Origin of the sequence: Yersinia sp. FDAARGOS_228 (assembly GCF_002073315.2) — a bacterium.
GTDB lineage: Bacteria > Pseudomonadota > Gammaproteobacteria > Enterobacterales > Enterobacteriaceae > Yersinia > Yersinia intermedia.
In genome coordinates this window covers 2,745,764-2,764,549 of record NZ_CP020409.2, presented here as the reverse complement: position 1 = coordinate 2,764,549, position 18,786 = coordinate 2,745,764, and the positions used below count along the sequence as shown (strand labels likewise).

Genomic DNA, 18,786 nt, shown 5'->3' with positions numbered 1-18,786 from the left:
AGCCAGAGAGCACTCTCAGGCTATCTGTTTCAGTTTCTTTATTTCAAGGCTTTCCAGTTTGCCCTCAATGGCTTTGACAAACTCGTTGAAATGCCCGGTTTTATTATGTTTTTCCAATGCATCATCAGATGCCCAGCGTTCGAAAAACACAAAAGAACCTTTCTGGCCGCTTTCGGCATGGAGATCATATTGCAGATTCCCCTTCTCCTCGCGACTCGGTTCTATTACCAAATGAACCGCTTCTTTTACTGCATCAATAAATTCAGGTTTTGCCACTAAACTGGCGATGACACGGACTTCCATAGTTATTCTCCCATGCTGTACATTCAATTAGCGTATTTTACTGCTAATCAATAGCTCACCCTATCGGGCAATTTTATCCCGAGCCCCTCTATAAGATGCCCTTTTTGTCTTGTTTTCAACTTAACCCTAACAATCAGATGCATCCGGCGCACTTTCCGCTTATCCTTAGACCCCGCCGGAAACAGTATAAAAACCCCAATATCTCATCATGACTGCGGAGCTAGTTGAATGACTGCACAACCCCAAACCCTGAAAATTCGCCGCCCGGATGACTGGCATATTCACTTACGTGATGACGAAATGCTCAGTACCGTGCTGCCCTATACCTCCGAGGTGTTTGCCCGGGCCATTGTCATGCCCAATCTGGCCCCGCCGATTACTACGGTTGCCAGTGCTATCGCTTATCGGGAACGGATTTTGGCCGCGTTACCTGCCGGGCACAATTTCACGCCGTTGATGACGTGTTATCTGACCAATACACTTGATGTCAAAGAACTGACCACCGGTTTTGAGCAAGGCGTATTTACTGCGGCAAAACTGTATCCGGCCAATGCCACTACCAACTCAAATCACGGTGTATCCGATATCCCAGCGATATACCCGCTGTTTGAGCAAATGCAAAAGATTGGCATGCCGCTGCTGATTCACGGTGAAGTAACTGAAGCTGCCGTTGATATTTTTGATCGCGAAGCGCGCTTTATCGATCAGATTCTGGAACCGGTACGCCGCCAATTCCCTGAATTGAAAATTGTCTTCGAGCACATCACAACTAAAGATGCCGCTGACTACGTGCTGGCAAGCAATCGTTTTCTTGGAGCAACCATCACCCCACAACATCTGATGTTTAACCGCAATCACATGCTAGTTGGTGGTATTCGCCCCCACTTGTTCTGTCTGCCAATACTAAAACGCAGCACCCATCAAGAAGCGTTACGCCAGGCCGTTGCCAGTGGTTCGGACCGTTTCTTCCTCGGAACCGACTCAGCTCCCCATGCCAAGCACCGTAAAGAGTCATCCTGCGGCTGTGCGGGCGTCTTCAACGCACCATCAGCCCTGCCGGCTTATACGACCGTGTTTGAAGAGATGGGTGCGCTAGAGCATCTTGAAGCATTCTGCTCCTTAAATGGCCCACGCTTCTATGGTCTGCCAGTTAACGAAGACTTTGTTGAATTGGTTAAGGCACCTTTCCAACAACCAGAAGAGATCCCATTAGGGGATGAATCTGTGATTCCTTTCCTTGCCGGTCAAACTATCAACTGGTCAGTTAAAAGCTGATAACCTTCGCTGTAGGGGCTAAATCCGTACAGCGAAGATTTTTATATCAGTTACTTGCAACCTGAATATTTACACTGTATAAATAACCAGTATAAATATTCGGAGGGCCAAATATGCGTGTTGAAGTCAGTATTGATAAAAAAAACCCGTTACCCGCAGGTGCTATCGAAGCACTAACCCATGAATTGAGCAAACGGCTAAATACCAAATTCCCGGATACGACCACCACAGTACAAGTGCGTTACGCCGGAGCAAATAATCTTTCTGTTTTAGGGGGAGCCAAAACGGATAAAGATCTGATCTCTGAAATATTACAAGAAATATGGGAAAGCGCTGACGACTGGTTCGACGCGGATTAACCCACTGTAATGCTGTTTTTGCCGGGGAGTCGTTCCTCGGCTTTTTTATATAAAAGTCTTTCCCCCTTGCTCATCCTTACTTCCTTTAACCAGTTTATTGCTGATTAAGAAATCATCAGAAAATAAATAATTTGTAAATATCTTGCGATAATCACCCAATTCATCGGCGGTTGCGTATACTGAAAAAGCTCACTTGATAATGAGCCGCATTGATCCTCATTAGTCACTCCAGTCAGTAACTACTATATAAGGGGTCTTTATGGACAGAAATGATGAAGTTATTCAGACTCATCCGCTTGTAGGTTGGGATATCAGCACTGTAGATGTATACGACGCTATGATGATACGTCTTCATTACCTGTCTTCCATGGATCAACCGCCAGAAGATGCGCTGGTTGATAGAACGCTTTGGTTAACCACCGATGTTGCACGCCAATTAATAAATATCTTAGAAGCAGGCATTGCTAAAATTGAGTCATCAGAATATCAAGATCTTGATCATCGTAAACATTAATTTTTGTCCACCAGATAACATGTTTCGTGTTCGCCAAAAAAGGCACCAGTGAATATCACTTGGTGCCTTTTTATTAACCGTTCTCACCCTATATGGCTAGCAGCGCTTTTTCTCACTTCGCTCCCGTGTTATTACTATCGTTTTAATTTTTATCGGCACTATTGCTACTTTAATTTAAACCGTTCCGGCGATTGTCATGATAAATACACTTTGCTTATGCAAACCGTATTGAAAAGCCAGGTAGCGATATTCCCCCAGGGTGCAAAATATGGATTATGATTTAATTGTCATTGGTAGTGGCTCCGTAGGCTCGGCCGCAGGTTACTATGCGTCACAAGCCGGTTTAAACGTACTGATGGTTGACAGTGCAATGCCACCTCATCAAGCTGGTAGCCATCACGGTGATACGCGAATCATTCGCCATGCCTATGGTGAAGGTGAGAAATATGTTCCCCTGGTTTTACGTGCCCAAGCACTGTGGGACCAACTATCAGCCCAAACCGGTGAGTCGCTATTTCAGGCCAGCGGTGTCCTTAATCTGGGGCCAGATGACTCTATTTTTCTACAAAATGCCCAGCACAGTGCTCAACAATATAATTTGCCGGTTGAAACCCTAACTGCGGCACAGATCCGTGAAAAGTGGCCAGTATTTAGCGTACCGGATAATTATATTGGTGTGTTCGAACCGCAATCAGGTTATTTACGATCTGAGTTAGCAATTAAAACACTGATTAAAGCCGTCACTGAAGCCGGCTGCGGTATTTTATTCAATTGCCCAGTCACTGCGATTGAACCGCTGGATGGTGGTGTAGATGTCGTCACGATAGACGGTACCTACAGTGCTAAAAAAGTGATTGTCACCGCCGGAACCTGGGTCAAAGAGTTGTTACCCGAATTACCGGTGACCGCCATACGTAAAGTGTTTTCATGGCACCATGCCGATGGCCGCTACAGCGAAGGGAATCATTTCCCGGCTTTCACCGTCGAGACACCAGATAATATTCATTATTACGGCTTCCCCTCACAAAATGACGAGTTGAAACTGGGTAAACATAATGGCGGGCAGCCTATTGAAACTGCTGCACAGCGCAAACCTTTTGGTGGCTATGCAGAAGATGGAACCGAAGTATTTGGTTTTTTACGTAGCTTCTTACCGGGGGTGGGCGTATGCCTGCACGGTGCCGCATGCAGTTACGATATGAGCCCCGATGAAGATTTCATCATCGACACATTACCAGACAACAATAATATCATGGTGGTGACAGGCTTAAGCGGCCATGGGTTTAAGTTTGCCACCGCACTGGGGGAAGTAGCGGCGCTTTTCGCACAGAATAAGCCTTCACCCATTGATATTTCTGCCTTTTCGCTGTCCCGTTTTGCCAAGCCTTAATGCGGTAACAGGCTAGACCTACACTTGATTACGACCGATGACGGCTTCTTTTTCATCTTAGTCATCGGTTGGTTGTTTTCTCATCCACACTTAATTATTAGTATAAAATACTATTTATTTAATAATTAGCAGAGTCTTATATTCGCAAAACCCGTCACAAACAATCGTAAATGCCGAATTGACGTTTTAGCTGCTGGGGGATTACTTTATCCTTGTATGCGGCCAGGTATGGTTGCTGTTAGACAAGGATGTATGCCACATGAAAATATTAATTATCGATGAATGTTTTTATACTCGATCTGGTGTAAATACCTATTTAAATAATTCGTCATGTCTCAATTTAATGGATGTACCCACGGTTAAACAGGCTACTGTCGCTATTCATCAGTTTGATCCTGAAGTCATCATTGTTAATCTCACACAATATTGTCGTTATGGGGGACATTGTCCGTTATTAGCACAATTTTTGAGTTGTTGCCTGCGGGCTAAAGTCTATATTTATCTGGATGCATCATATCCATTTAGTGAAACACCGATACCCCTGACCGATTCTGTATCCATTCTGGCTAAAAGACACTTACCTGAGTTGTTACAGAGGCTATCGAGCGTTTCAGATGAGGATATCAGTAAACCGCAGTCGCCCTACCCGGCATCCCTATTCAGTCCGCAAGAGCATAAAGTCATGTGCTACTGGATGATGGAGATGCCCAATTACCGCATTGCCAGGAAGTTGAATATCAGCGACAGCACCGTTTATTCACATAAACGGCATATCACCGAAAAAATAAAAGTCAGGAATCGTTTGGAGTTATGCTTTATTTACAACGTATTTAAATATTTATACTGAGCATACGAGTATACAGAGTCATAGTAACGATGGTGCCTCCATTCCAGTCAGTTTGCTGAATGTGTGATTTTTTTCTGACAGATAATGTAACCGAATTAATATAGCGCGTTATCGCTTGCGGTTTAAAAAACGGTTACATTTCACTTAACATAGCTAATATAAATCAATCTTTTTCAGTCATACCACGCTGGGCTTATTAACCAAGGCGAGTATCAATTTAATCATGTTTTGACTCGGAATTTAACCTTCCAGCTTATTGTTTATAAAAGTAAAAATCCCTATAATGGGCAACGATTTTAGCCTCAGGCAACCTGCATGTTAAATAAATTGCTCTCGATGGTTATCAATAATGTTCGTGAACATCTACTGCTCTATATCTGCTTGTGGCTGATTCTATTGGCGCTAGATATTTATTTCTTTTTCTATTAGCCCTTGTTCCCAACTTTTCTGTTCTTTTCGCCGGGCCAACAGCCAGCTTCACTCTGTGGCCCAGCGATAAATACGATATCCGTAGTTTTGCGCTACTCAATCTTGGCAGGTTTACCATCACTCAATAACACAGCGATTTTATAACCGTCTGGTGTTAACTCTAATACTATTTTGGCAATAATCGTTAATGGAACAGAGAGCAGCATACCAATCGGCCCGAGTAACCACCCCCAAAAAATCAAGGATAAGAACACCACCAATGTTGATAGGCCCAGGCCACGCCCCATCATCCGTGGGTCAATAATATTGCCCCCAATCAGATTAATCAGAATATACCCGCAGGTAACAGCAAATGCATCGGCAAAACCATTAAATAACAGTGCCTGAATGATGGGTGGCATAGCCGCCAATACGGAGCCGATGTTAGGTATATAATTGAGTACAAAGGCCAGCAGCCCCCAAAGGAAAGCGAATCGGACCCCCATCGCGGCCAGGAATAACCAAATAACAATCCCCGTCGCAATGCTAATAATCGTTTTGATTACCAGATAGTGGGTTACGCCATTTAGCGCACGTTTGAGAATCGCATTCCCTTGCTCAGGGTTATCAAACATCAACTGCATTTTATAAGGCAATCGTTCCACTTCAAACAGCATAAAGACCACCGTCATCAGCAGTAAGAACATGCTGGCCATGGCACCAGAAAGGTGACTAAGTAGGCGGGTCACAAAGTTCATAGCGGTGCTGGGATCGACATGCTTCATAATGTCATCCACCGAGAACTCAATATTAAAGCGCATCGCAAACTCTTGCAGGTCGCGCATTTTTTCCAGCATCATGCCCCGATATTGTGGCAATGAACGGGCAAACTCATTTAATGAAGAACCCAGGCGGCTAAAGAGCAATGCCATGAGTAAAATAATAATGGTGACCAATAAGACAATAGCTAAAGTGCGGGGAATTTTTATTTTCTCCAACAGTTTCACTAATGGATTTAATACGATAGCAAGAAATATAGCCAGCAAGAACGGAACCACGATCGGCGATGCCGCTTTTATCCCCGCCATAATAACCACCAGCATTGCCAGCATCGTGACTAACCGTAGCCCTTGGCTACTCACCCCAGGTATTGTCATTATCAATCCTTGTATTGGAATCGCCATTGCGCTAAATATGGCATAAAAAAGACGCTATCGAATAAAATAACCGACAACGTCTTACTTTAATAGTGTATCCAGTAGGTTGCCCCTACGACTATTTTTTATCTGCGCTCTTTTCCGGCATCGGAATGTGCATGGTGGTTTGCAACAATCCCTTCGACTTATTAAAAATCTTGATGCCATTCTCACGCCCGGCACGGCGTGAACGTTGCTCTTCTTGTGGCAACTTCAGCTCTTCCTGACAGATCTCACTACAGCAACCAGCAAACTTTGCCGCACAGGCCGGACACTGAATAAATAGCAAGTGGCAACCATCATTCTTGCAGTTGGTATGCGTATCACAGGGCGTGCCACACTGATGGCAATGGGCAATCACATCGTCAGAGATCCGCTCCCCCATGCGCTCATCAAAAACAAAGTTTTTACCGATAAACTTCAGCGGCAACCCCTGTTCTTTAGCTTTACGGGCATATTCAATAATACCGCCCTCAACGTGATAAACATTTTTAAAGCCGTTGTGCAGCATATAAGCACTGGCCTTTTCACAGCGAATCCCGCCGGTGCAATACATAACAATATTTTTCTCTTTGTCATGTTGCAACATATCAACCGCCATTGGCAGTTGTTCGCGGAAGGTATCAGAAGGGACTTCAATGGCATTTTCGAAATGGCCCACTTCGTACTCATAATGGTTTCGCATATCAACAAACAAAGTATCAGGGTCATCAATCATCTGATTGACCTGATCGGCCTTCAGGTAATGCCCGATATTGCTGGGGTCGAAACTATCATCATCAATACCGTCCGCCACAATGCGTTCGCGAACTTTCATACGCAGCACCCAGAATGACTTACCGTCATCTTCGTGAGCCACATTCAGCCGCACCTGATCCAGCGCGGGATGTGCGGCAAACAGTACTGTTTTGAACTCATCATAACGATTAGCGGGCACACTGATTTGTGCATTGATCCCCTCTTTAGCCACATAAACCCGGCCAAACACGCCGAGTTTAATAAATTGACTATAGAGGCCATCACGGAAGCTTTTGGCATCTTCCAGAGTGAAGTATTTATAAAAAGAAACTGTGGTGCGCGGTTCGGTTTCAGCCAACATGCGCGCTTTAAGTTCCTCATTAGAAATTCGGTTATGTAACACTGGCATGGTGTACGTTCCTGTCTTTCGAAGAGGTTACTGATAAATATTTAATTATTTCTCAATGAGTTATGCGATTTAGCGGCCTGTTAGCCACGTTAATTCATCACATAATAGAATTGATTTTCGCCACGGGGAAGTCCGTGCGGCGCATATAATACCTGAAACATGACTGCGGAACATCTTTAGCGGTAATCACGATCAGTAAAAGCGGAAAGAACGATCCCGGTGAGTAAAGCAACGCCGGCAGCAACCAGCAAAGAGAGGGTTTGCCAGTAAGCCCCCATATAACCCAATATGCCACCGACAACCAATAAACCCGCACTGAGTCTTGCTACTGCCATCGACGGCTCTCCGATAATAATGAATGACATCCATTTATACATCGGAAATATCATAACGTAGAAAGAAAAATCCCTCTTTAATAACGAGGGATTTAAGTCAAAATTGATCGCCTGCTAGCTAATTACGTCTAATTTAGCCGGTAACCCTTGCCGCACCGCCGCACCACTGACCCAATCCAGCCAGGTATTGGGAACTTCCCGTGTTGGATCAGTAAATCCTAAGTCATTCAGATTGCTCCCCTGACCAATACGCGGGTCTGATGCCATCATAACCCCGTCCAACCAATGTGTTCTGGCCCCCATCTCGCGATGTCCATAACCATGTTCAATAGCAACCACTCCGGGCATAACACCATCCAATAAACTTACCTGCACCTCCATCTGACCTCCGGGGGTTGTCAGGCGCACACTGTCACCGTGCTGTATCCCATAGCGTTGAGCATCAGTTGGATTAATCGCCACCAAATTGGTGGGTTTAACCGCGCGTAAACGCTCAATCATCGCGGTAGAACTGCTCATTAGATGGGATTTGAAGGACATTAAGCGTAAAGGCCAGTCCGCTGCCGGGTAATGGGTAAAGACATCGGAACCGTCTGCCAGACGAGGTGGATACCAGGTCGGACAGCCGCTATAACGCTCGCCGGTTATCGCATGGTGATGTTGCGCGACATTTTCGTTCCAGATTTGCAGTGGCTTTTTCCACTGCGGCCCGGTGGCATCACCGTTCCAACTTTTCTCATAAGGCGCAAAACGCCCACCACGCGCCAACAGATAAGCCACCCGGCGCTGCTCATCAACATACAAACTACGGTGTAAGTCAGGCCATAAGCGATCCACGCCGGTTAATTTCAGTTCTTCATCAGAGGCCAGTGGCAGTGGTTTTTCACCGCTATAAGCAATATTGGCAGCGGCGCGTAAGTAGTAATCCTCTGCTCGCTCCAGCGGCAAGTTATTCCCCTGACTGTCCTGCATTGCATTGGCACCGAATCCCGGTAATTGCAATGCCTTAGCCACTGCAATCAGGAAGCTCTCCATGGCCACCGGCTCGCCTTGAGCCGTGCGGGCAGTGCGTGATGCCACGACGGGCCAGCGGGCCGTGCTGGCCTTCACCAGTACCCCGGCCCAAGGCGCACTGAATCCCCAACTCTCAAAATTATGGGTATCCGGTACGATATAGTCAGCCAATGCCGTGGTTTCATTCATAAAAGCATCAATGGCAATAAATAGCGGCAATTGACGTGGATCTTGTAGTTTCGCCTCAATCAAGTTGCGCAGCCCCGCGACCCCGTACAGCGGATTAGTCATATGGCTAATCCATGCCTTAAGCGGATAGGGATAACCCGCCAGTGCCGGTGCCAATTGTTCGGTCAATTGCCCGCCGACAAAGGGATACCACGGACCACGGGCTGGATAGCCAGGCTGGCCCTGTTGAATCTTTTGCTGATACTCTTGCGATTGTTCATAGCATTGCTTGCCGCGCGATAGTGGCAACCCTTTTGGTTTGATCATTCCAGCAAAAGTAGCTAACTGATAGCGAGGACCATCAGCAAAACCATCAAACTTGCCACCCCCTACCGAAACCCCACCCTTGAGATTCAGGTTACCAATCATGGCATTGAGCATCATTACCGCCCAAGTGGTATAAAAACCGTTGCCACCCATCATGCCACCATGGGAGATAACGGCCGCCTGGCGCTGATAAGCGGTGAATTCTTTTGCTAAACCGATAATTGTCTCTACCGGGACGCCACATTGCTGGCTGTATTCTGCCAGAGTAAAACGCGCTGCCGCTTGCCGCAAACACGCCATACCTGATTGCACTTGTACAATTTGGCCATCATGTAAGGTGACCTCACGTGTGACGAATAATTCAGCGTGTAATGCCGGTGCAGCAGGCTGCAATGCGCCGTCTGCCCCTTGCACTAAGACTGGGCTCTCTTCACCTTCAGCCACTGACTCACCACTTAGCTGGCTGACACGGAGGAACTGGCCTGCCAGTGGATGAGTGGCGGTTGTAATCACCAGATGGCTGGCATTGGTCCAACTGCGTTCACCCGCCGCCTGCATGGCGACGTCACCGGGAACAGATAAGTAAGCGTGGTTAAAACGGTTCTGTTCGATAATCCAACGGATCATCGCCATTACCAACGCAGCATCTGTGCCTGGCAACACCGGAACCCAACGGTTATGCTGATTAGCCAATGTGGTGGTCAGTGGCAGCGCGGGAGCGACCACCACATAGTTGAAATCATCACGCTGGCGAGCATTGGCTAACTGACGCCCTTGTCGCTTAAACGGGTTGCCAGATTGCGCGGGTGAGGTACCCAGAAATAGGGCAAAACGAACGTTATCCCAATCCGGCTTCACATGGGCATTTTTGTCTAAATCCCCCATCAACGCACCCGAACCGGCACGATACGCCAAGCCGCAATACGCCCCGTGACTACCGAGATTTTTAGTGCCGAATGCTTGACTAGCAAAGCGCCGGATAAAAGCATCGCGCCCATCATCACCGGCGTTAGTCACGAGCAATTGATTAGCTTTCGACCCTAGTGAGGGCTGCTGAGTATCGATGGGGGTAATCAGGTCACGGATAGCCCGTAGCCCCTCAACCGGCCCTTCACCAAATAAATCACCACCGTCGGTCACTTCCGTCACCAGTTGCTCAAAGCTGATACGCTGCCATTTACCACTGCCCCGTGGCCCGACACGTTTCATCGGTTCGGTAATACGATAGGGGCTATCGACCCCCTCTAATAGCGTCGCGCCGCGCGCACAGGCCGTTGAACGCCCCGCCATGCCTGACTCTCCCCCCAAACGTTGCAGCGCTTCACTCAGCGGTAATTGATACGGAAAATGGTGGTCATGAGACAACGGGTGATAGGGGTTACCGGCGATGCGCAGGATTTGATTGTGCTGGGTATCGACTCGCACCCGCAGGCCACACAAGGTCCAACAACCAAAACATTGCGTCATTGAAACCGCTTGTTGTGGATTGGCCTGCCACTGCTGCCCGATACGCCCTTCTGGCGCTAATGCATTGGCACTAACAGGATCGAGCGTAAGCTTTCCGGCACTGCCATCAATCAGGCCAGCCAATGTTTTGCGTGCCACAGCATGATAACTGGCAGCAAATGCAACCACTCCGCCCAAGGCTAAACTGCCTTTTAACCATTGACGCCGTGTAGACTTAGCCATGATGCATTTCTCCTTCCACTGTTTTCTCGCCAGAGACTGTTTTTTCACTTGAGACTATTTTTTCACTTGAGACTATCTTTTCACTTGAGAATTGTTGTTCAAGCCATCTGACACCTTCGCGGGTAGCAATAATCACCGCGACCCATAACCCGAACGTACCTATAACCGCCAACAATCCTTCACTGCCTAGCGGCAACGAATAGGGATTGGCTAACACGTTGTATTTGGGCAACGTTTGAGTGTGCATCAGCAATAACCAGCGCACCGACCAACACAATGTCAGCGCAGCCAGTACCTGAGCCACCACCACCCCGCTTGATAACGTTTTTTTCCAATTGACTAGCGCCATTGCCAAAAGCAATAGCCACAACACAACAGGGAATGCAGCCAAAGCCTGCGCGCCCGCAGCCCAATGGCGCAACGCTTGTGCCGAGGCATTATCACCACTGACCCACAGCACAGTAACCAACGCCAACAGCACTAAATTGATGAATTGCCAGCGTGCCAGTGCCGCCTGATACTGTGGTTCACGCCACAACCAGGTAGCCAGTAAGGGGGGTATCGTCTGCCAGGCGGTCAGGAAGATAAACAGCGGCAACCATAGGCTAAACCACACAGGCTGAGCACGGAGGATTGACACCTCGCGGCCGGTGTAGAGCAAAATACTGACAGCAGAAAACCCACACAGCAATGCTAAACCAGTCAATACTCGGTCCAGTGGTTTTGCCCGTAATCGGCTGTAGGTCAGTGCCAGAAAATAGAACAGCACCAGTAGGGTAAATAGCGGTAAGAAGAGCGAACCCCATGACATCCACGACCACGGCGTAAAGTGGGCATAGAAGTGCCAGACGCGGGCCGGTTGATGAAGGTCGGCATTGAGCGCCAATGGCGCTACCACCACCGCCGTCACTGCCAACATCAGTGCGGCAAACTCCAGTGGGTTCTGCTGGTGGCGAGAGGACACCCGTTGCCAGCAGGCAAACAACACCCCGCTACAGGCCAGCCCGATAAAAAAGAAATACTGCACCGCCCAAGGTAACCAGGCGATATCTTGCGGACGAGCTAAAATTTCACGGATCATGGGTGAACCTCCTGCCAGAGTGCGGGTTGGCCTTGCAATGGTCGGGTAAAAACCTCATTCAGCCCGAGGTAAAACACCTGAGGGTGAGTACCTTGCTCCGGTTTCAACACCTTGATGTCCGACGCATGCTCAAGCAGCATTTTGCGCAATGTACTGTTGTTATCACGTAAATCGCCGATAATCCGCGCCCCGCCAACACAAGATTCCACACAAGCAGGCAGTAGCCCGACATCCAGACGATGGACACAAAAAGTACATTTATCCGCAGTTTGGGTACTGTGATTGATAAAACGGGCTTCATACGGGCAAGCCTGAACACAATACGCGCAACCGACACAACGGGTATTATCGACAACCACAATGCCATCCTGACGCTGATAAGTGGCTTGTACAGGGCAAACGGGCACGCAAGGCGGGTTATCGCAGTGGTTACACAGCCGGGGGAGCAGTACATTGGTGACACTTTCTGCCCCAGACAGGGCAATTTGATACTGATTGACTGTGGTACGAAACTGGCCTTGTGGCAGTTGGTTTTCAATCGCACAACTGACGGTACATGCCTGGCAACCAATACAGCGGCGCAAATCAATCAGCATGGCGTAACGCCGTTTGATATCACCTTGTTGGCGTGCCGGTTCCATCTGCCAGCCGGCATCCGCCAATGGCACCAATGCTGCGCCAGCAGTTAACACGCCGATCCGTTGTAGAAATGCTCTTTTCCCTTGATCCATTTTTTGCCTCATCATGCTCTGTGCAAACAGTTTGTTCAGCCGGGTGCCTGCCCAGATAATTAACTGAAATAAAATTATTGAGTTGGAATCTATTCGTAGTGAGATTTTTCTTGATGAAGGGAGTGTAGAAATCACACCGCAGAAACCCTATTGTGGTTTTCCACATTCCCTTTAGCGACTTGATCCAGGACAATTGGGCACCGCGATCGGGATCATAAAAAGGACAATGCATGTACTTCAGAGTACTGGTGCTACTGCTGTATTTATGTGTTTCAGAGGTTCATGCCAGAGACTGGACTATCGGTGTGCTGGCCTTGCGCGGCGATGCCCAAGCGCAAACCCATTGGCAACCGTTGGCCGATCGCCTTAATCAGCACTTAGCGGGGCAGCACTTTCAGTTATTACCCTTGGATTTAAATGCGATGAAAAGTGCCGTGGAGCAGAACCGAATTGATTTTCTACTGACCAATCCGGCGCAATATGTGCAAATTGATAACCACTACCCTCTGCGTTGGCTGGTTTCTTTGCGTTCCAGCCATGAGCCGGACAGCATCAGTCGCAATGTGATCGGCAGTGTTATTCTGGTGCGTGCTGACAGTGATATCCATAATCCCCAAGGGTTGATCGGCAAACGCGTGGGGGCCGTCTCTCCTCATGCCTTTGGCGGTTACTTACTGGGATACAAAGCGCTACGGGATACAGGGCTGCAACCTGAACAGGATTTTCAATTGCATTTTTCTGGCTTCCCCGTAGATGCGCTAATCTATCTGCTGCGAGATCGCGCTATCTCCGCCGCTATCGTGCCCACTTGCCTGCTGGAGGATATGCAGCAGGAAGGATTAGTACGTGTCGCAGACTTTAAGCCGCTATTGGCAAAGAAAACCGCCATTCCATGTCTGAGCAGCACCGAGTTATATCCGAATTGGTCGTTTGCGGCCTTATCCCAAGTGCCGGATGAGTTAGCCGATAATGTTACGCGGATTTTGCTCAGCCCCGATGATGGCAAAACGCCACAATGGGGTGCGCCCTCCTCCACCAGTCAGGTCGAAAGTTTGCTGCGTTCCGTTAATCAACATCCCCAGCAGCCGCAGTTCTGGCAACAGATCCTTGCTTGGGCGCAACAGCATCGGTTGTTAATTGCCGCCATTGCGGTGATTCTGTTATTGCTCGCCGCCAATCATATCTGGGTAGCTTTTCTGGTACGCCGCCGCAGCCAGCAGTTGGAGCAACTTCACCAACAACTTAGGGTCAGGGAAAGTGCGTTGGAACAAGCTCAGCGCCTGAGTATTCTTGGTGAGATGGCATCGGGGTTTGCCCATGAACTGAATCAGCCGCTCAGCGCTATTCAGCATTATGCCGATGGCTGCGCTATTCGCCTGCAACGAGAGCAGGCTGATCACCCATTGCTGCCCATTTTGAATCAAATCAGCCATCAGGCTCGACGGGGAGCTGATACCATTGCTAACTTGCGGTTATGGGTGGGGAAACAGCCCACCGCACATAGCCCCGCCATCCGCCAACCACTGCCTGCTTTGGTTGATCATCTCTGGCAGTTACTGGCAGCAACCAGACAGCCGCAACCTTGTGAACTGCACACCGATATCGAGGCATCATTAGCGCTACTTTTACCGCCCACGCTGCTCGATCAGGTATTGTGTAATCTGATCACAAACAGTTTGCAGGCTGGCGCCCGCCAGTTATGGTTCAGTGCTTATCAGCAAGCCGATGTGGCGACATTGATTTTGCAAGATGATGCCGGTGGCCTGACGGCCGCACAGCTCAATCAGCCCTTTACCCCGTTCCGATCCACCAAAAGTGATGGTCTCGGTCTCGGTCTGGTGATTTGCCAGCGATTGGTCAGTAGTCAGGGCGGGAGTCTGGCCCTGCTTAACCACATGGCCACCAATGGCAAGATCGGGCTACGTGTTACCCTGACACTGCCGCTTAACCCAAGCAAGGAGCTTACTTTTGTCACTGATTCATCTACTTGATGACGATATTGCCGTTACCGACGCTTGCCGTTTTTTGCTGGAAAGCCTGGGTTACAAAGTGAAAGTATGGCATGACGGTGAGTGTTTCCTGGCACAGGCTGATTTATATCAATCTGGTGTATTACTACTGGATATTCGTATGCCACTGCTGGATGGTACGCAAGTTTATACCCGGATGCGCCAGCGAGACAGCACGCTGGCCGTCATCTTCCTTACTGCCCATGGGGAAGTGCCGCAGGCGGTTGAGCAAATGAAACTGGGAGCAGTTGATTTCTTACAAAAACCGGTCGCGACTGCACCGTTGATTGCAGCCTTGCAACAGGGCTTGCAGCACACAGAGCGGCTGACAGCACAGCGACAGGTACAACTGCGTTATGCCTCGCTGACACCAAGAGAACAGATGATTGCACAATGGGTTATGCAGGGTTTGATTAATCGCGATATCGCCGATAAAGCCTGTGTATCCGTCAGAACAGTAGAAGTGCATCGGTCTAAAGTGATGGAAAAAATGGCAGTTAACAGTCTGGCGGAGTTAGTTAGCTTACTGAATCCAATCAAATAGATAAATTCAATTATGGTTAATTAACCATCAAATATGTGATTTAACGGCTGAAATCTTTAACAAAAAGACATAAAAATGATCTTTTGGTGCGGTCTTTTTTCCTGTAAGCCACTAAAAATGCCACAATAGACTACCTTAAATGACAGATGAATACGTTGGTATGGATGACCGGCAACTGCCTATTGAGGTTCGTTAAAGAACCACATGTCCGCTATCAAGAGTAAACAGTTAACTGTCTGGCTGAATGACAATAATGCTGAGAACAGATATGCAAGCTCCTTCTTTTGAACGCTCACTGCTACACCCTCGTTATTGGCTAACCTGGCTTGGCCTTGGCATCCTCTACTTGTTGGTGTTGCTCCCCTACCCGGTTATCTATGTCATGGGCACCAACCTTGGCCGCTTTTCGATGCGTTTTCTCAAGCGGCGTAAACGGATAACGCAACGTAATCTCGAATTGTGCTTTCCCGATATGCCGCAGGCTGAACGCGATGAACTGCTGGTTAAGAACTTTGAATCGGTAGGGATGGGGTTATTTGAAACGGGCATGGCTTGGTTTTGGCCGAATTGGCGCATTGAGCGTTGGTGTAGCGTTAGCGGGCTAGAGCACATTCAACAAGCGCGCGAGGAAGGCAAAGGGGTTTTGTTAATCGGCTTGCATTTTCTTACGCTGGAACTGGGTGCTCGCATCTTCGGTATCTACAATCCAGGCATCGGTGTCTATCGACCGCATGATAATAAAGCCATGGACTGGATGCAGACCTGGGGCCGGATGCGTTCAAATAAAGCCATGTTAGATCGCAAAGATCTGAAAGGAATGATCCGCAGCCTAAAGCAAGGCGAAATTATCTGGTATGCACCCGATCATGATTACGGCCCGCGCAGTAGCGTATTTGTGCCCTTGTTCGCCGTCGATCAAGCGGCAACTACCACCGGGACTTACCTGCTGGTACGCATGGGTAAACCGGCAATTATTCCTTTCACGCCGCGTCGTTTACCTAATGGCAAAGGTTATCAACTGCTGTTACAACCCGCAGTAGAGAACTTCCCGTTAGATAATGAAGTGGCAGCGGCTGCGTTTATGAATAAAGTGGTCGAAAAAGAGATTGCCCAAGCCACTGACCAATATATGTGGCTACACCGGCGTTTTAAGACCCGACCAGAAGGCGCACCTTCATTGTATGAATAGCATGACTTATTCATAAATAGAATATTACTAATGATAATGAGAATTAATTTATATCAATTTTTTTGATACACTTCGTCAGATTTATCCACTAGGCAAATAGGATTTATCTGACGATACTTAGCGTAATTAATCCTAGTTATTATCCGGTTATTTTCTTTTTTAATAAGGATATACACATGTTGGCAAGCCTAAATCTCTGGTTCACGCGGTTAACTAACCACCAAGATGGGGGCAAACTCTTATTGCGCCTTACATTTGGTATTTTGATGTTGTTCCATGGTGTGGCAAAAATTCAGCATGGCACCAGTTGGATTGCTGATTCTTTGCAAGCGCAGGGTATTCCTGGATTTGTGGCTTATGGCGTTTACATCGGTGAAATTGTTACGCCACTGCTGATTATTCTTGGCCTGTTTACCCGCCCTGCGGCATTCGTTTACGCCGTTAACCTGCTAGTGGCAGTATTAATGGTAGGTACCGCTAAATTCTTTACGCTGACTCAGGTCGGTGCCTGGGGTTTAGAGAACGAAGCCATGTATTTCCTGGGTGGCGTAGCCATCATGTTATTGGGCAGTGGCCGTTATTCCGTGACTAAAAATGAAGCTTACCGCTAAACACTGGCGCTAAATAGTGAGTGTAATACCAACCACTTCGCCTTTGGCGGGGTGGTTTTTCCTGTTTTCTGTGCCAATTGCCACATCGTGCTAATGCCGCAACCCCAGTGTTATTCCCCAATAGAATAACTATATCCATTCATTTCAGACCGCCTTTCCATTTTATAAAAACTAACATTTATCTCATTGATGTCACTGCACTATGAGCGCATACTTATCAGGCTAAGTATCTTCTTCTCGTGCTTTGCCGCCCCTCCAAACGCCCTACTGACGAATAAAGAGACGCAAAGCAATCACTTGCTTAATCGGTAATTTATGGCCTCAGCCCCACAACCTGTTAACTGGAAAAGAAACCTATTTGTCACCTGGTTAGGCTGTTTTCTAACGGGTGCTGCATTTAGTTTGATCATGCCATTCTTGCCATTGTATGTGGAAGAGTTAGGCGTGAGCGGTCACCAGTCATTGAATATGTGGTCCGGTCTGGTGTTCAGTATCACTTTTCTGTTTTCTGCCATTGCCGCCCCCTTCTGGGGGAGTCTTGCTGATCGCAAAGGCCGGAAAATCATGCTGTTACGCTCGGCGTTAGGCATGGGGATCGTGATGGTTTTAATGGGTATGGCGCAAAATATCTGGCAGTTCCTGGCACTACGTGCGCTGCTGGGGCTACTGGGGGGGTTTATCCCAAATGCCAATGCGCTGATCGCCACTCAAGTACCGCGCAACAAGAGTGGCTGGGCTTTGGGGACACTCTCAACCGGAGGGGTGAGCGGTGCATTAATCGGGCCACTGATCGGTGGGCTGTTAGCAGATAACTATGGCCTGAGACCGGTATTCTTTATTACTGCGGCGGTATTGTTACTCTGTTTTGCCCTGACCTGGTTGTATGTCAGAGAACAGTTTGCACCGGTGCTGAAAAAAGACATGCTCAACGGGCGACAAGTCTTTAACTCCCTGAAGAACCCGAAGCTCATCCTGAGCCTGTTTGTCACCACCATGATCATCCAGATTGCTACCGGTTCAATTGCACCGATCCTGACGTTGTATGTGCGCGAACTGGCCGGTGATATTCATAATTTGGCTTTCGTCAGTGGCATGATTGCATCGGTCCCAGGGGTTGCTGCATTGATGAGCGCGCCAAGATTAGGAAAACTGGGCGATAGAATCGGCCCAGAACGCATTCTGATTGCTATGCTGGCACTGTCAGTACTTATCCTGATCCCGATGGCTTTCGTACAGACCCCATTGCAATTGGGTATTTTGCGCTTCTTGCTGGGGGCAACAGATGGTGCATTGCTCCCTGCGGTACAAACGTTACTGATTTATAACTGCACCAATCAAGTCGCTGGGCGGATCTTCAGTTATAACCAATCGTTTCGTGATGTCGGCAATGTCAGCGGCCCACTACTCGGTGCTGCGGTCTCTGCCAGCTATGGTTTTCGCGCCGTATTCTGTGTGACTGCCTTAGTCGTGCTATTTAACGCCATCTATTCTTACTGGTGCTTGCAGCGCCAGCCCTTAAAAGCACGGCAACGTGAGGTGCAACAACAGCAAGATAGCTGAACCAATCACACCGCAGACGCCGCCCAAAACCGCGCAAGTTCTCGCGATAAAAGCGCAGATATCCCAGCTCTTTTTCAGCCAAAGCCCCC

Annotated in this window: 18 protein-coding genes; 11 read left to right on the top strand and 7 right to left on the bottom strand. The window is 48.2% G+C overall.

Going from position 1 to position 18,786, the window contains the following annotated elements; genetic code table 11:
* Positions 1-15 precede the first annotated feature (15 nt).
* On the bottom strand, positions 16-303 hold the full coding sequence (locus A6J67_RS12595) for a putative quinol monooxygenase (RefSeq protein ID WP_042568168.1): 288 nt from the start codon (positions 301-303) through the stop codon (positions 16-18).
* A gap of 228 nt (positions 304-531) precedes the next feature.
* On the opposite strand from A6J67_RS12595, the gene pyrC reads away from it, so the two are divergent.
* The 6 genes from pyrC to A6J67_RS12565 all read left to right on the top strand — a co-directional run bounded on the left by pyrC (position 532) and on the right by A6J67_RS12565 (position 5,117).
* Positions 532-1,578, top strand: a complete 1,047-nt coding sequence (gene pyrC / locus A6J67_RS12590; RefSeq protein WP_042568169.1) for a dihydroorotase — start codon at positions 532-534, stop codon at positions 1,576-1,578.
* 113 nt (positions 1,579-1,691) lie between these two features.
* On the top strand, positions 1,692-1,937 hold the full coding sequence (gene dinI / locus A6J67_RS12585) for a DNA damage-inducible protein I (protein WP_005183256.1): 246 nt from the start codon (positions 1,692-1,694) through the stop codon (positions 1,935-1,937).
* 259 nt (positions 1,938-2,196) lie between these two features.
* Complete coding sequence (bssS, locus tag A6J67_RS12580; protein ID WP_032813201.1) at positions 2,197-2,451, top strand: biofilm formation regulator BssS; 255 nt, start codon at positions 2,197-2,199, stop codon at positions 2,449-2,451.
* A gap of 268 nt (positions 2,452-2,719) precedes the next feature.
* Positions 2,720-3,841: an N-methyl-L-tryptophan oxidase gene (gene solA, locus A6J67_RS12575; RefSeq protein WP_005183264.1), complete on the top strand. Its 1,122-nt coding sequence runs from the start codon at positions 2,720-2,722 to the stop codon at positions 3,839-3,841.
* Positions 3,842-4,100: 259 nt separating this feature from the next.
* Entirely contained in the window at positions 4,101-4,688 is a 588-nt protein-coding gene (locus A6J67_RS12570) for a helix-turn-helix transcriptional regulator (RefSeq protein WP_042568171.1), read from the top strand.
* A gap of 315 nt (positions 4,689-5,003) precedes the next feature.
* On the top strand, positions 5,004-5,117 hold the full coding sequence (locus A6J67_RS12565; protein ID WP_005183270.1) for a DUF2770 family protein: 114 nt from the start codon (positions 5,004-5,006) through the stop codon (positions 5,115-5,117).
* 92 nt (positions 5,118-5,209) lie between these two features.
* Here the strand turns inward: A6J67_RS12565 and A6J67_RS12560 are convergent, their stop codons facing one another.
* From A6J67_RS12560 to ttrB, 6 genes are all read right to left on the bottom strand, one after another.
* Positions 5,210-6,253: an AI-2E family transporter gene (locus tag A6J67_RS12560; RefSeq protein ID WP_032905869.1), complete on the bottom strand. Its 1,044-nt coding sequence runs from the start codon at positions 6,251-6,253 to the stop codon at positions 5,210-5,212.
* A 118-nt stretch (positions 6,254-6,371) separates the two neighbouring features.
* Positions 6,372-7,439 carry a rhodanese-related sulfurtransferase gene (locus A6J67_RS12555; RefSeq protein WP_050074506.1) on the bottom strand — a complete coding sequence of 356 codons (1,068 nt, stop codon included), beginning with the start codon at positions 7,437-7,439 and terminating at the stop codon, positions 6,372-6,374.
* 176 nt (positions 7,440-7,615) lie between these two features.
* On the bottom strand, positions 7,616-7,774 hold the full coding sequence (locus A6J67_RS23480) for a hypothetical protein (RefSeq protein ID WP_042569981.1): 159 nt from the start codon (positions 7,772-7,774) through the stop codon (positions 7,616-7,618).
* Between the two features lie 114 nt (positions 7,775-7,888).
* Positions 7,889-10,972 (bottom strand): tetrathionate reductase subunit TtrA, encoded by a 3,084-nt coding sequence (gene ttrA, locus A6J67_RS12545; protein WP_080608182.1) that lies wholly within the window; start codon positions 10,970-10,972, stop codon positions 7,889-7,891.
* Entirely contained in the window at positions 10,965-12,053 is a 1,089-nt protein-coding gene (gene ttrC, locus A6J67_RS12540; protein WP_071843429.1) for a tetrathionate reductase subunit TtrC, read from the bottom strand. The genes ttrA and ttrC overlap by 8 nt, the downstream gene beginning before the upstream one ends.
* Positions 12,050-12,784, bottom strand: a complete 735-nt coding sequence (ttrB, locus tag A6J67_RS12535; RefSeq protein WP_005183284.1) for a tetrathionate reductase subunit TtrB — start codon at positions 12,782-12,784, stop codon at positions 12,050-12,052. Before ttrB ends, ttrC begins: the two co-directional genes overlap by 4 nt.
* Before the next feature lie 230 nt (positions 12,785-13,014).
* On the opposite strand from ttrB, the gene ttrS reads away from it, so the two are divergent.
* The 5 genes from ttrS (at position 13,015) to mdtG (ending at position 18,697) form a co-directional block, all read left to right on the top strand.
* Positions 13,015-14,775, top strand: coding sequence for a tetrathionate respiration histidine kinase TtrS (ttrS, locus tag A6J67_RS12530; protein WP_050297360.1), 1,761 nt, complete (start codon positions 13,015-13,017; stop codon positions 14,773-14,775).
* A complete protein-coding gene (gene ttrR / locus A6J67_RS12525) occupies positions 14,753-15,337 on the top strand; it encodes a tetrathionate respiration response regulator TtrR (protein ID WP_032905873.1) in 585 nt (194 codons plus the stop codon). Before ttrS ends, ttrR begins: the two co-directional genes overlap by 23 nt.
* A gap of 268 nt (positions 15,338-15,605) precedes the next feature.
* A complete protein-coding gene (locus A6J67_RS12520; protein ID WP_032905904.1) occupies positions 15,606-16,526 on the top strand; it encodes a Kdo(2)-lipid IV(A) acyltransferase in 921 nt (306 codons plus the stop codon).
* A 176-nt stretch (positions 16,527-16,702) separates the two neighbouring features.
* On the top strand, positions 16,703-17,137 hold the full coding sequence (locus A6J67_RS12515) for a DoxX family protein (RefSeq protein ID WP_032905874.1): 435 nt from the start codon (positions 16,703-16,705) through the stop codon (positions 17,135-17,137).
* Between the two features lie 315 nt (positions 17,138-17,452).
* Positions 17,453-18,697 (top strand): multidrug efflux MFS transporter MdtG, encoded by a 1,245-nt coding sequence (gene mdtG, locus A6J67_RS12510; RefSeq protein ID WP_005183299.1) that lies wholly within the window; start codon positions 17,453-17,455, stop codon positions 18,695-18,697.
* Positions 18,698-18,786 lie beyond the last annotated feature (89 nt).